Origin of the sequence: Sporomusa sp. GT1 (assembly GCF_014634905.1) — a bacterium.
Lineage (GTDB): Bacteria > Bacillota > Negativicutes > Sporomusales > Sporomusaceae > Sporomusa > Sporomusa sphaeroides.
On record NZ_BMBX01000017.1, the window covers coordinates 1 to 13,769 of the forward strand.

General features: G+C 46.3%; 11 protein-coding genes. 7 read left to right on the forward strand and 4 right to left on the reverse strand.

The genetic code is table 11. The features are described from left to right. Positions 1-87: 87 nt before the first annotated feature. The 4 genes from GT1_RS16355 to GT1_RS16370 all read right to left on the reverse strand — a co-directional run bounded on the left by GT1_RS16355 (position 88) and on the right by GT1_RS16370 (position 3,997). Positions 88-1,833 carry a methyl-accepting chemotaxis protein gene (locus GT1_RS16355; protein ID WP_223226307.1) on the reverse strand — a complete coding sequence of 582 codons (1,746 nt, stop codon included), beginning with the start codon at positions 1,831-1,833 and terminating at the stop codon, positions 88-90. A 101-nt stretch (positions 1,834-1,934) separates the two neighbouring features. Then, positions 1,935-2,870 (reverse strand): GGDEF domain-containing protein, encoded by a 936-nt coding sequence (locus GT1_RS16360; RefSeq protein ID WP_188399608.1) that lies wholly within the window; start codon positions 2,868-2,870, stop codon positions 1,935-1,937. Continuing rightward, positions 2,867-3,376: a V4R domain-containing protein gene (locus GT1_RS16365; protein WP_188399609.1), complete on the reverse strand. Its 510-nt coding sequence runs from the start codon at positions 3,374-3,376 to the stop codon at positions 2,867-2,869. Before GT1_RS16365 ends, GT1_RS16360 begins: the two co-directional genes overlap by 4 nt. A gap of 57 nt (positions 3,377-3,433) precedes the next feature. Beyond that, positions 3,434-3,997 carry a hypothetical protein gene (locus GT1_RS16370; protein WP_188399610.1) on the reverse strand — a complete coding sequence of 188 codons (564 nt, stop codon included), beginning with the start codon at positions 3,995-3,997 and terminating at the stop codon, positions 3,434-3,436. Positions 3,998-4,423: 426 nt separating this feature from the next. Here GT1_RS16370 and GT1_RS16375 point away from each other — a divergent pair, with 426 nt between their 5' ends. From GT1_RS16375 to GT1_RS16405, 7 genes are all read left to right on the forward strand, one after another. Next, positions 4,424-6,154 (forward strand): methyl-accepting chemotaxis protein, encoded by a 1,731-nt coding sequence (locus GT1_RS16375; RefSeq protein WP_188399611.1) that lies wholly within the window; start codon positions 4,424-4,426, stop codon positions 6,152-6,154. Between the two features lie 112 nt (positions 6,155-6,266). Then, positions 6,267-7,511 carry an EAL and HDOD domain-containing protein gene (locus tag GT1_RS16380; RefSeq protein ID WP_188399612.1) on the forward strand — a complete coding sequence of 415 codons (1,245 nt, stop codon included), beginning with the start codon at positions 6,267-6,269 and terminating at the stop codon, positions 7,509-7,511. Positions 7,512-7,722: 211 nt separating this feature from the next. Next, positions 7,723-9,648 (forward strand): methyl-accepting chemotaxis protein, encoded by a 1,926-nt coding sequence (locus GT1_RS16385; RefSeq protein ID WP_188399613.1) that lies wholly within the window; start codon positions 7,723-7,725, stop codon positions 9,646-9,648. Positions 9,649-9,712: 64 nt separating this feature from the next. Next, positions 9,713-9,856: a hypothetical protein gene (locus tag GT1_RS16390; RefSeq protein WP_188399614.1), complete on the forward strand. Its 144-nt coding sequence runs from the start codon at positions 9,713-9,715 to the stop codon at positions 9,854-9,856. A gap of 26 nt (positions 9,857-9,882) precedes the next feature. Beyond that, the gene (locus tag GT1_RS16395) at positions 9,883-10,866 is read left to right on the forward strand and encodes a diguanylate cyclase domain-containing protein (protein ID WP_188399615.1); all 984 of its coding nucleotides are present in this window, start codon (positions 9,883-9,885) and stop codon (positions 10,864-10,866) included. Between the two features lie 210 nt (positions 10,867-11,076). Continuing rightward, entirely contained in the window at positions 11,077-12,618 is a 1,542-nt protein-coding gene (locus GT1_RS16400; RefSeq protein ID WP_223226308.1) for a spore germination protein, read from the forward strand. Further along, complete coding sequence (locus GT1_RS16405; RefSeq protein WP_188399617.1) at positions 12,619-13,761, forward strand: Ger(x)C family spore germination protein; 1,143 nt, start codon at positions 12,619-12,621, stop codon at positions 13,759-13,761. Positions 13,762-13,769 lie beyond the last annotated feature (8 nt).

A 13,769-nucleotide genomic window follows, 5' to 3' on the forward strand; every position in this document is an offset into this window, starting at 1 on the left:
TCAACTTTCACAATGGATAGCGGCCTTGCCCAATTACATCAAGCTTTATTTGCCTATATCTATCTGCGAAAGTTGAGTTTTTAACAACTACAGTTTAAATTGACGAATTGCATTTTTAACTTCATCGGCCAGGTCTAACAAACTTTGATTAAGTGCGGCAATTTCCTCGACAGAGGCTGACTGCTCCTCAATTGCGGCTGATACGGTTTCTGTCTGCTCGACCGACGCTTTTCCAATGCTTTCGATTTCCCGCACCGACAATAATGTTTGCTGGCTGGTAGCGGTTACATGCTGGATAAAGGATGAACCATTGGCAACCTCTGCGGCTGCTTGCTCAATAAGCCTGGCAATTTCATTAAATTTAATCCCTGCGTTATTGACGACATCCAGCCCGGTTTGGACTTCCAGCGCACCGGTATTCATGCTGTCTACAGCATGACGGGTTTCATTTTGGATTTTGCTAATTAAAAAAGCAATCTGCTTGGCTGAAATTTGGGATTGCTCGGCAAGGGCGTGGACCTCTGCCGCCACCACGGCAAAACCGCGGCCTTGTTCTCCGGCCCTGGCTGCTTCAATCGCGGCATTGAGAGCTAACAGGTTCGTTTGCTTGGCAAGACCGGAAATGACAGTAACAATCTGGCCGATTTCTTGGGAATGCTCGTCCAAATCATCAACTAGCTGCACAGAATTAGCTACCACTTGTTCAATTTTGTTCATTTGATTTATAGCTACAGCAACGGCCTCAGAACCGTCATTGGCAGAAAAGACTGCCTTTTGCGAAATATCTGTTGCCATATTCATATTCCGGCTCATTTGTTCAACAGTTGCCGCAACCTCCTCAATATTTAGGCGTGTTGACTGAACGGCTTGAAGCTGCTGATCAGAGCCGCGGGCTACGTTGGTAATAGCGGAGGCAATTTGGTTGGCTGCCTGAGCAGCCGCATCTGACGTAACCGAAGTCTGGTAAGTCCCTCTTGCCAATCCGTCGGCAAAAGTAGACACCCGTTCAATCAGTATCCGCAAATCTTCCGTCATTTTGTTAAACGCGCCAAAGATGTCGCTAATCTCACTTGTATCATTTAAGCTTAACCGGGCCGTCAAATCACCCGCGGCAACGCTCTGTACATGGTTCACAAGCAATTGCAAAGGTTTTACAATACGGGCGGCAAAGACAAAACTTAACAAAATGGCCGCCAGCAGGGCAATGACTGTCCCGCTCACAATCTTTTGTCTTGTCTCCTGCATTTTTGCATAAATATCCGCCGCGTCATATTCTGCCCCAAGTGCCCCAATCATAGTTCCGTCTTTATCCCTAATGGGAACATAAGCCGCTATCGATGCCCCCCATCGCTCATGCACAATCAGGTCGCTGGTTATTGTTTTTTGCACTTGATAAACCGCTGTCGCTTCGCGGTCAATCTCCTCAATATCTCCCGGAAGAGAAAAATCCTCGCTTTGGATATTTTCACTGTCAATAATATACATGAAAGTTTGGTCCGGCAGTTCGACAAGGCTATATACAAATTTTAAACCGGCCATTTCTTTGATTTCGTTCAGCCGTTCATAAATTCTAATAAATTCCGGCATTTGCAATACTTTGGCCTTATGCTCCTGACTGTCGGGATTTTTCATGATTTCAGCCTGTACTTTTTTAAAATCTTCGATATCAATAATGCTAACCGCTTTTTCCGCAGCAAATTTTGCCTTCATGCCAAATGTATCATTAATCATTTCCTGATAATCATGGGTAATAAAAAAACACAGTCCGACTATGCTGATAAGGATGATCAGCGGAAAAAATACCATCATTCTTGATTTAATGCTTCTTAACAAAATATTTCACCTCAGTGCTATATAATACCGGTCCAGAATTATATCGCAGCAGAAAAATTAGTGAGGCCAGCCATACCGCCAGCAGCCGGTGTGGGAAGCCCCTATAAGCAAGTCATATTGAATTCCAGGGCTCGTCCTTCTTTAAATACACACAACCGGTTTCTGCCACTGTTTTTAGCTTCATATAAAGCGGCATCACTCCTTTTGACAATATCTTCAAAACTCTGGTCTTCCGGTACTATACAGCTGACACCAATGCTAACCGTAACAAGTAACCGCTGCTCGGACTCAAACTGAATCACAGTGTTCCGTACAGCTTCCAAAGCTCTGTTGCCAATTTTTATCGCCTGGTCAATACCTGTTTGCGGCTGGACAACCATAAATTCTTCGCCACCGTAACGGGCCAGCATATCTGTCGTCCGGAACTGCTTTTTTAACGCATTGCCGATTTGGACTAGAACCAGGTCCCCTGCCTGATGACCATAATTGTCATTTATTCTTTTGAAACGATCAATATCAATCATTAAAATACTAAGCTCACTGCCCTCCAGCTTCGCCTTGGCAAACGCCGCGTCAAGAAACTGGTCAAGAGCCATCCGGTTATGAAGCTGAGTCAGAGAGTCTAAGCTGGCAAGTTTATGTAATTGTTTATTTACATTCTCAAGGTTGTTTGTCATCTCATTAAACGCTTCGGAAAACTCTCCCAGGAAATCTACCCTTTGGGAAAAATCACCTTTCGCAACTCTTTTTGCCTGCCAGGTTAAATGCCGCAAATTCGACTGCAATGCTTTCAAATTGCCCAGGATAAAACCTTTACCGTCAACAAAGTGCTGTAAATTCCCGTTGCGCAGGGCAAAACTTAACTCCCGCAAAGCCAGAATATAGGAATGTAATTTCTGGAAATCCGGATCTTCGGCCAGTTCTGGTTCAATATGTAAATCGGGCGGCAAGCGCGAGCTGCAAAGCAGCGTTAGCAGCAGTTGTATGAATTCCCTGTCAACGGCTCTTCCATGGTTTTCATCGATAGGTTCAATCATTCTGTTTCTTTGACGATGAACCGGCAGGTCCTGGCTCCTGTGCACCAGCAGTCAATCTCTTTAGCCCGCCATTTTTTCTCTGTAAACTGTTCAAATAAAGCCGAAATAAAACCTTCATCATAAATGCAGGTTTCATAATCTGTTTCCGGCAGGCCGGAGCAATCCAGGTCCTCGTCAATGGTCAACAACACCTTGCCTTGCTCCAGCAAATCTTCTTCTATTTTCAAAATGCCGATTTTTTTCTCTTTCAAGACCTGCTGTGTCTTGTTAATAAATTCGTCCAGGCTGGCAACCGGCTCAATATAATGGGTATAGAACTCAGTTCCGGCCAGTTTCCCGGCTGCGAAAAGGACCTCGTCCGTCACCGTCCTGCCGAATTTGTCCTCAAGCACATCCCGCAGGGTAAAGTGCATCAACCGGTACAATTCTAAATCAACCTGAGTTCCCAAATTGGGCCTGCCGTCTTCCACACCAAGCAAGTCCCAAGAAAATTTGTAGGTTTTCATGCTGCTTCCTTTTCCTTTCGCTAAAGCTATAGCTTCTTTCAAACTGCACCGCTGTGTTTACAACAAAGACTCGGGGTCTTTCATTGTTTTTTCTAGTTTTTCAATGCGGATATGCAGCATCTTCACTTCTTCCTCAATACTGCCTAGTACTTGCTGTACCATTTTTAGTATTTCGGACTGTATAGACTGTATATTTGCCTGGTTATCGGCCAATTGTTTCATTAACTCAATCAAAGCAGACCCATTTGCTCCCGGCTGTATGACAGGGCTTCCCATCCCGTTTACAGAACTGGTGGCAACCGGCTTCCCCTTTGCAATAGTCTCGGCAATCGCCTGTTTAATCTGTTCCATTGACAATCCGTTTTCCTCCAGCATTTTGAAATTGATCAAAAGCTCCGGCACACGCGGTGAAACCATGCTGCCCTGCATAATCGGACTGCTGGAGGGAATAAATTGAGAAAAGATCGACAAATACCGCTTAGCGTCAAAAGCAGACACCTCTGCTTTTTTCAACGCTTCCGATTTGTGCATCCAGTCCCTCATTATTTTTCCTTCTTTCTTTACATATGTTTGCCTGCCGGTTAGACCGGCATGCCGTCCGGTTGTTAAATTCCAGTTCATAATTTAAGCAACACACAATATGTTTCCAATTTTTAGTGTATCATCCACATGCCGTGATTTCAATTAGACCGGTATTATAAAAATGTACCGTTCTCCTTATATCAGCTGCCATATTTGTCCTAAAACTAACACAGACCAGTCACCCTTTCATTTCCATGTCCACCTTCAGCATCAGCCCCGACAGCTGCGGCATACTCCTCGCCAGCTTCGTCCGGCGCGCCGGGTGCAGGCACTGACTGACAACATTATCTTTCCACATAGCAATATATACCAGGGGCTAGGGTACAAAAAATAAGTCTTTCTGCCGCCGGGTATAAGCTGGACCGTTCCGTATTATACCAATAGCAAAATTGACGCCCCCCTATTTTTTTATTAGCATTTATTTATATAGTTATATAGCAAAATATTCAAGGAGGCATTCTTGCCATGCAAAACATCTTACAAGCATTTAATAATCTGAAACTATTTTATAAGCTGGGCCTGCTCATTGCTGTAGCCCTTATCATGCTGGCGGTTGTCGGCTGGACAAACTTTACCACCCTTAACAAGGCCAACACTACCCTCAATTATGTCAATTACGATCTTCTTGACTCGATTAACAATCTTGGTAAAATGCGGGTGCGGATCAGCAATATTAATAACGATTTGCTGGAAACCATGCTGACCACCGATCCCCGGAAGAATCAAGCTCTACTGCAAAGCATTCAGACCCACGTACGGGAAAATGATGATTTTCTCACCCAAATTAAAGCGCATGCCGATAAGATTCCCGGATCCAAGCCTTTTCTGGCATCTTTAGAAACCGCCAGGGTAGAATACCATGAAGTACGGGAGCAGGTACTCTCCCTGGCCGCTCAAAATAAAAATGCCGAAGCCTATGCTCTCTATGTGGAAAAAGTGGCTGACCGGACCAAGGCATTTTCCCAGGCGGGCCAAGATCTGGCCGAGCATTATTCGCAAGAAGCCGACAAAAACGCCATTAACAGCCAAGCCGAGTTTAATGAGACTATTTACCGTATAATTGCCAGCCTCGCTGTCGCCTTCCTGCTCCTTGTGGCTAGCGGTCTTGCCATTACCAGAGGTATTACCGTTCCTTTAGCCGGCATCATCGCTACCTGCCAGGACTTCGCCAGAGGTGATTTTCGCGACAAGCAGTCCGTGACCGCCCGCCGCGACGAAATCGGTCAATTGGCCGATACCCTGGCTGCTACACGCAGCAGTTTACAAATTCTTTTTCAACAAATCCACCAATCGGTTGAGCAGGTGTCTTCTTCTTCCGAAGAACTAACCGCCAGCGCCGACCAGGTTGCTCAAACGGCCAACAGTGTTGCCGCTTCGGTCATCGAAGTAGCCGGCGCCCTTCAGAACCAATTAACCGGTGCCACAGCTACGGCGGCAGCTATCGATCAAATGGCGGCCAATGCCGACCAAATTGCCGCCAATGCCCAGGCCGCCGCCGGCAGTTCGGCCCACAGCGTCCAACAGGCCGAACAGGGCAAGCTTTCCCTTAATCATTCGATCGAACAGATGGGAAAAATCGAGCAAACCACAACCGCCGTAGCCGATGTTGTCACCAAACTGGGAAACCGCTCCCGGGAAATCGGCCAAATTGTCGATACCATCTCCGGCATTGCCGGCCAGACCAACCTCCTGGCTCTGAACGCCGCCATTGAGGCCGCCCGGGCCGGTGAACAGGGACGAGGCTTTGCCGTCGTCGCGGAAGAAGTGAGAAAACTTGCAGAACAGTCCCAGGAAGCCGCCAAACAAATCGCCGGCCTGATCGGTGAAATCCAGACCGACACAGAAAAAGCCGTAACCGATATGCAGACCGGCACCGCTGAAGTCAGACAAGGAGTCGAAAGCGTCAATGCCTCCGGCCAGGCTTTTCAGATTATCCTCCAATCCATCGAGCAGGTTTCGGTACAAATTGGTGAGATTGCCCAAGCCGTTAGCCAGATGGCCGGTAATATTACCGAAGTGCGGCGCTCGTCCCAAGAATCGGAAACTCTTAGCCAACATGCCTCTTCCCAGTCTCAGGCCATCACAGCAGCCACCGAGCAGCAGCTTGCCTCCATGCAGGAAATTGCCGCCGCCAGCAACGCACTGGCCAAACTGGGCGAAACACTGCAAACCGAAGTCCAGAAGTTTCAGATCTAACCGGGTTCCGGTTTCTTGCCAGAAAATATAAAGCACCGCCTTCAGCAATGAAGGCGGTGTTATACTGTGTAAATATTTTACTGGTGAACTTACAAAGATGAGGAAGGATATTATGGATAAATATATTGCGAGACAGCCTATTTTCAACTCGCAGGAAAATGTATACGCTTATGAATTGCTGTTCCGTTCCAGCGCCGACGCTACCGCCTATACCGCTACTGATCCGGATGCAGCCACCTTCAGTGTTCTGTCAGATGCTTTTTTGCTGTTCGGAATTGACAAACTAACAGGCGGTAAGCCGGCTTTTATCAACTTTACCCGGAAGGGTCTGCAACAGATGCTGACAACTTATTCACCCGAACAGTCGGTCGTCATTGAAATCCTGGAGGATATTGAGCCGGACCGGGAAATCCTTGACATCTGCCGGCAACTGAAACAGCGCGGCTATGTCATCGCCCTTGATGATTTTGTCTTTGCCGATCAATACCGGGAACTCATCGAGCTGGCCGACATTATCAAAATTGACTTTCTTGCCACTCCGGTCCAGGAACGCCAGATGATAATACGCAGGCTCAGTCATTCCGGCATAAAATTCCTGGCGGAAAAGGTGGAAACCCGGATTGATTTTGAACAAGCGATCGCCTCAGGCTACAGCTATTTTCAAGGCTATTTTTTCAGCAAACCGGAAACCTTCACCGCAAAAAAACTCGTCAGCTTTGATACGCAGTATTTCCAGTTGCTGCATGAAGTTCGGAAGACAGATATTGATTTTGTCCGACTGGAAGAATTAATCAAAGGAGATGTCTCTTTATTTTACAAATTATTAAAATATATTAATTCGGTTTATTTTGGCCTGAGGCGTCCCATATCCTCAATCAGACAAGCTCTCGTTCTGTTGGGTCAGCACCAAATTGAATGCTGGCTGACTTTACTGATTCTCAGGGATATTGTTGCTGAGGATAAATCGGATAGAACAAACGAGCTAATGAATACATCAAACATACGGGCCAAATTCGGAGAACTGCTGGCACAAAAAATGAACCGGCCAGAACTGGCCGCCCAGGCTTTTATGACAGGCATGTTTTCACTGTTGGATTCTTTGCTAAACCGCTCGTTAACTTCTATTTTACAAGAACTGTCGATACATAACGACATCAAGCAGGCCCTGCAGGGTGCCGATACCCACCTGGGAAACATGTTAGCCCTCATAATCGCCTACGAACAAGACAACTGGCAAGCGGTCTCCCATTATGCCCAAATTTGTTCTGTTCCGGCAAAATGGCTGCCTGCCTTATATCTTGAAGCACTGGAATGGAGTGTGCGGTATTGCCGGCAAATTGATGAACAGCCTGAATAGCATAACAATTCAATTTATTCCCCTGATTGATTTGGCCGAAACCACTGTAGATTCTTAGACGGGTTCTTACTGTTGTCTATGATTAATCGGATATGTCTCATCAAATAAAAGCTTTTATCACATTAGAAATGAAAAAACAGAAATGAGGTTGTATGACTTGCTAAAATACTTTGGCTTACGAAAAAAACTGCTTGTTTTTTTATTGACTCCCATGATTTTAATCTTAACTGTAACTAATTATATCACCTATCAATCGGTCTATAGCACATTAGACAAAAAGACGCAGGAAATGATGCTGGCTTCCTCGCTGCGTGTGGCAAAAGACCTGGAAATGTGGACCAAGGAAAAAGAAGTGCTGGTACTTAACCAGACTGCATTGCTGGGACAAAAGCAATACACCGACAATGAAATTGTTAATTTTCTGACGGCTGCTCAAAATGTCAGTCCCGGCATTCGCAATGTCATACTCAGTCGTGAAAACGGCAGCATATTAGATGCGCAGGCGCAATACCATGCCGGCGGCATTGACCTTCGCCAATCGTCCTGGTATCAAAAAGCGCTGATAACAACAGGATGCGTGTATTCCGATATTTACAAAAACCCCATTGACCAAACGCCAACCATTGCAATTGCACAATCTGTTACAGTAAACGGGAATCCGATCGGAGTTCTCACCATTGAACTTGATTTAAGCTACATCAAAACAATTACTGCGCCTGTCAAAATCGGCGAAACAGGCTATGTGTTTATGCTTGACCGCAATGCTTACTATTTAGCACATCCCAAGTTTAAAATTACCGATCAGCTGCCCAATGCAGCAGAACTAATGCCTGTCTATCAGAAGGAAGAGGCAGGCGTTGCACGCATTGTCTTTGCTGGCATACCGCGTTTCAATGCCTACGCCACAGTGGGTCAGACGGGCTGGATTCTTGTCGGGACCGTCCCAGTCGATGAGGTTTTTCAAGATGCCACTGACATGAACCGTCGCAATTTGATTATTAGTGTGGTCGGCTTACTGCTATTAATCGGCATTATTTTCTTTGTTATAGAAGCAGTCGTTCGGTCGATTCGAACAATTGCCCATTCTGCTGAACAAATTGCAGCTGGAAATCTGCATATAAACAAAAGTTCAGGTGCCGCTAAATTACCACGCGATGAAATCGGGATGCTGGCTGAAAATTTCGATATCATGACCGCCAACTTACGGACTATTGTCAAGCAGGTCTCGGTAAATGCTGAAAAGATAGCGCAGTCTTCTGAACAGTTTACCGTCAGTTCAACTAGTTCATCCACTGCCTCTCAGCAGGTAGCATCCGCTCTGGCAGCCGTATCCAGCGGCGCAGAGCGCCAACTGACGGCAGTTGAGCAAACAGCAGGTGGCGTAAAGAAACTTTCCCACGATATGGATACACTGGCGGCAAGCTCCAGTGAAGCTGCCGGCCTTGCCGATAAAAGCGTAGCTGAAGCCAAAGTCGGCCAACAAGCAGTCCGGCAAGCAGTTGCTCAAATGGATCACATTCACCAGAGTTCGCGGCAAATCGAGACAGCAATCATCAAAGTAACAGCCAGTTCAGGCCAAATTACCCGCATTGTTGATATGATTGCCAACATTGCCGGTCAAACAAATTTACTTGCTCTCAATGCCGCAATTGAAGCAGCACGGGCTGGTGAGGTTGGTAAAGGCTTTGCCGTCGTTGCGGAGGAGGTACGTAAATTGGCGGAAGATTCTCAGGCGGCTGCAAAACAAATCACCACACTGATTAACGAAAACAAAGTGGATATTGACAATGCCGTATCTTCCATTGCCGAAGGAACAAAAAACGTCCAAACAGGAATCACCGTTGTCAATCAAGCCGGACAATCCTTTAATGAAATTGCCGAACAGGTCGCTTTAGCCTCTGTCCAAGTCCGGGAGATATCGACATCACTTAGCCGAATGGCTGCCGAAAGTCAGGAAGTTTCGGCCAAAGTACAAGAAATTAATGGAATCAGCACCGATGCGGTTCAACAAACACAAGCCGTTTTCCAATCTACCCAGGAGCAGTTGCTTGCAGCGCAAGAAATCACAGCTTCAAGCCGGTATCTGCTGGAAATGGCCCGCGAATTACAAAACTCCATACGCAAATTTAAACTATAAATAAACACATAGAGAAGCGTGTCCTGTTAAACGCTATAGCACATTTTGCGAGGAAGAACCTGATGTGAAATACAGTGTTGGTGTTGATCGTGATCTGGAGGATTTGATTCCAGAATTTCTGCAAAAGCGGCAGGAAGATATCAACGCTATTGTAACTGCCGCAGATAGTAAGGACCCTGAGGCATACGGGGTGATTGGCATATACTGAAAGGTTAGAAAGAGAGGGACGCTCAAATGGCCATCTTAATTGTTGACGATTCGATGTCAATCAGGATGTTACTTAAACACTTATTGGAAAAAAACGGATTTAGTGAGGTAATTATCGCGGAAACGGCATTTGCCGCTTTTGACTTATTGGGAATGGACCGGACGGCCTGTGCGCCCACGCACATTGATCTTATTCTCATGGATGTGATTATGCCGGATATGGATGGGATTGAAGCCTGCCGGCTGATAAAAAGCAATCGATGCTTAAAAGACATTCCGATTATTGTCATTACAGCCAGTGATATCACGGAGACGCTGGAAAGGGCATTTACCGCCGGGGCTATGGACTTTATCACCAAACCGGTCAAGCCGCTGGAACTCAAAGCAAGGGTGCTTTCGGCTTTGAAAATCAAATATGAAATCGATCAGCGTAAAGCGCGGGAGGCTGAATTGGTAAAGGTTCTGGAAGAACTGGAAAATGCCAATAGAGAATTAAGCCGCCTGTCTTCGCTGGACGGTTTAACCGGCATTGCGAACAGGCGGCATTTTGAACAAATCTACGATATGGAATGGCGGCAGGCGGCAAGAACAGGCAGCGAACTGTCGGTTCTGTTTCTGGATCTTGATTTTTTTAAATATTACAATGACACCTATGGACACCAGGAAGGCGACGATTGCTTGAAACAGGTGGCGGCAGCCGCAGGCGCGATTTTAAAACGACCGGGTGATTTATTGGCACGCTATGGCGGTGAAGAATTTGTTGTTATTTTGCCGGAGACTTCCCTTGCCGGGGCTGCCAAGGTCGCGGAAGCCATTCGGCAAGCTGTCGAACAGTGCAATATACCGCATAGCGCCTCGCCGATAGCTACGCATGTGACGGTGAGCGTAGGCGTGGCAGGCGGACGAGTAACACAGGGGGACAAGCCGTCCGACTTTATTGCCCGGGCCGATAAGGCGTTGTATGAAGCGAAACACAGCGGCCGCAACCGGGTCAAAGTGGCGGGCAGCTAGTTCTTGAAATACAATAAGAAAAACTGTTAAGGCTGAGTGCTTTGACAGTTTTCTTTTTGCATTTAAGTAGAAAATAGATTTCCGAATTCCTTAGTGCGTTCATTCTCTTAAAGTATAAGTTTGTATTACTTTCACTCAAATATATATTCAGACCATTTCACCGAGAATAAAAAAACCCCAGGAGGTTAATAACTACCCTATGCCAGAAAGGTGGAAAAAGTGATGTTTTGGTTTGGTGGAAAAAAGAAAAAAGATAATCAGCCCATTACCGCTAAAAAAAGTAAAAAAGCCAAGCTGACGGCTTGCTATGAAACCAATCTTACCTGCCTGAAGACAATTTTTCAGGATGACGATCCCATACAGTTTCGTGAGTTCAAAAGCAATAATAACAATAAAATACGGTTTTGCGTTATTTATTGCGATGGTCTGGCCGACTCTGCCATTATTGATGAACATATTATCAAACCGGTTATGCTTGACTATATCCCCGATGATACCAAAATTATCGATAGCCTGATAATGCAAGTCATCCAGACCGATAGCGCAAAAAAAGTCAGCTCTTTTCAGGAAATCATTAATGATGTTACGTATGGAGATACCCTGTTACTTGTGGAAGGATCTCACGAAGCCTTGCTGCTTAACACCAAAAGCTTTACGACGAGAGCAATCACCGAGCCGGAATCGGAAAAAATATTGACAGGACCACGGGAAGGGTTTACAGAAACCTTGACAACCAATTTATCCCTGATCCGGCGCAAACTAAGGACACAGCAAGTGAAAATGAAGTATTACAGCGCCGGTGAGCGAACACATACACAGCTTTGTATTGTCTATATGGATGACATAGTTAACAAAAATATTCTCCGTGAGCTGTATCGGCGCCTGGATGCCATCCACATTGACAGCGTGCTGGATGCCAACTATATTTCCGAACTGATAAGAGACAACACCTGGTCTCCCTTTCGGGCAGTCGGCTATACGGAACGTCCCGATGTAGTGGTGGGAAAATTGCTGGAAGGCCGGATTGCGCTGTTTGTTGACGGCTCTCCTGTGGTATTGACAATTCCCTATTTATTTATTGAAAATTTCCAAAACAGTGAGGATTATTACCTGAATTTTTACTATGCTTCGTTTTCCCGCAGCCTGCGAGTTGTCGGTTTTTTCTTAACGGTTTTGGTCCCGGCATTTTATATTGCCGTTGTCGCTTTTCATCGTGAAATGCTGCCGACATCTCTAATTGTCCACATTGCGACGGAGCGGCAGAATGTACCGTTTCCGGCTGCTTTGGAAGCATTCTTTATGCTGATTATATTTGATATTTTGCGGGAAACCGGCCTGCGCATGCCCACAAATATTGGACAGGCTCTGGGTATAGTCGGTGCGCTGGTTTTAGGTCAGGCTGCCGTCGAGGCTAAGCTGGTGGCAGCCCCAATGATCATTATTGTCGCCATCACCGGTATCACTAACCTGTTGATTCCGCAAATGAACGCACCAGTTTTAGTCGCCCGGTTCGGACTTTTGGCTTTCGCTTCCTCTCTGGGCTTTTTTGGAGTCACGCTGGGAGTCGCCATCTTGCTGATTCATATTCTAAACCTCCGTTCCTTCGGCATAGAACAGCTAACACCCGGCCGAAATCTTCAATACCAGGAAGTTAAAGACACGCTGATCCGCGCGCCCTGGTGGCAAATGCGCGACAGGCCTCTGTCAACAGCAAAAAATATCGTGCGCCAGGACAGCAAAGAGGGGAAATAGATGAAAATTCGCATCCTATTATCGGCGCTGCTTGTGCTTCTTTGCCTGCCACTCAGCGGCTGCTGGAACTACTGGGGCCTCGATGAGATGAGTATTGTTACCGGTATGGCCATTGACAAAGACGAAGAAACTGGTCTCTACCTTCTGACGCTCGAAATCGCGGATACCAGGAAAACATCCAAGGACAATGAGTTAAAGGTACAACACATTGAAGCCGAAGGCGACACCATCTTTAATGCGATACGAAACGCGAAGCGCCGGTTGAGCAACAAGCTTTATGGCGGTCACATGAAGCTTGTGATCATCAGTCGGCAACTGGCGGAACGGGAAGGTATCCTGCCCCTTCTGGAAAACCTGCTGCGTGATGGCGAACCGCGTGAAACCCTCAGTGTTGCCATCGCCCAGAGCAAAAGTGCCAAAGAAATCCTGCTATCCAAAACCATTGAAAGTGCTATCATTTCCTTTGATGTCAATCGATCAATTGAAGAGGACAGTGATACGACTGCCGCTACTCGGTATGTACCGTTATATAAGGCTTATAGCGCCATTAAAGCACCTGGCAATACGTTGGTGCTGCCGGCTTTGCATCAAGTGAAAAACAGTAACGAGCAAGTAATAGAAACCAATGGAATCGCCTTGTTCCGTTCAGACCGCTTAATCGGCTGGCTTTCTCCGGAAAAAACAATGTATTACCTCTTGTTTAAGGATGAAGTACACGGCGGCGCTATTTCCTGCCAATTGGATAAAGAGCAAGCAATAAACACTTCACTGGAAATCAAAAAATGCAGTGCAAAAACGGATTACCGCTTTCATGACGGGCAGCTTACAGTCATCCTTAAGGTAATGCTTTCCATGAACCTGATGGAATTGAACTTACCGCTGAATTTAAGGCAGGCACCGGAGCGAGCCTGGCTGGAGAAAAGAATAGCCGCAGTACTTACCGAACGAGTTTCCGGCTTATTCGTCGAGGCACAAACCATCATCGGCAGCGATATCTTTGGTCTGGGCAATCGCATCTACAAGGATAATCCGGCGCTATGGCGGGAAATTGAAGGCGACTGGGACAATATATTTAAAGAAGCAAAGCTCGTGGTGGAAACTAAGGTGGATTTAGTCAACGCCGGCGTTCTCAAAGGCTATTAGGACGGAGG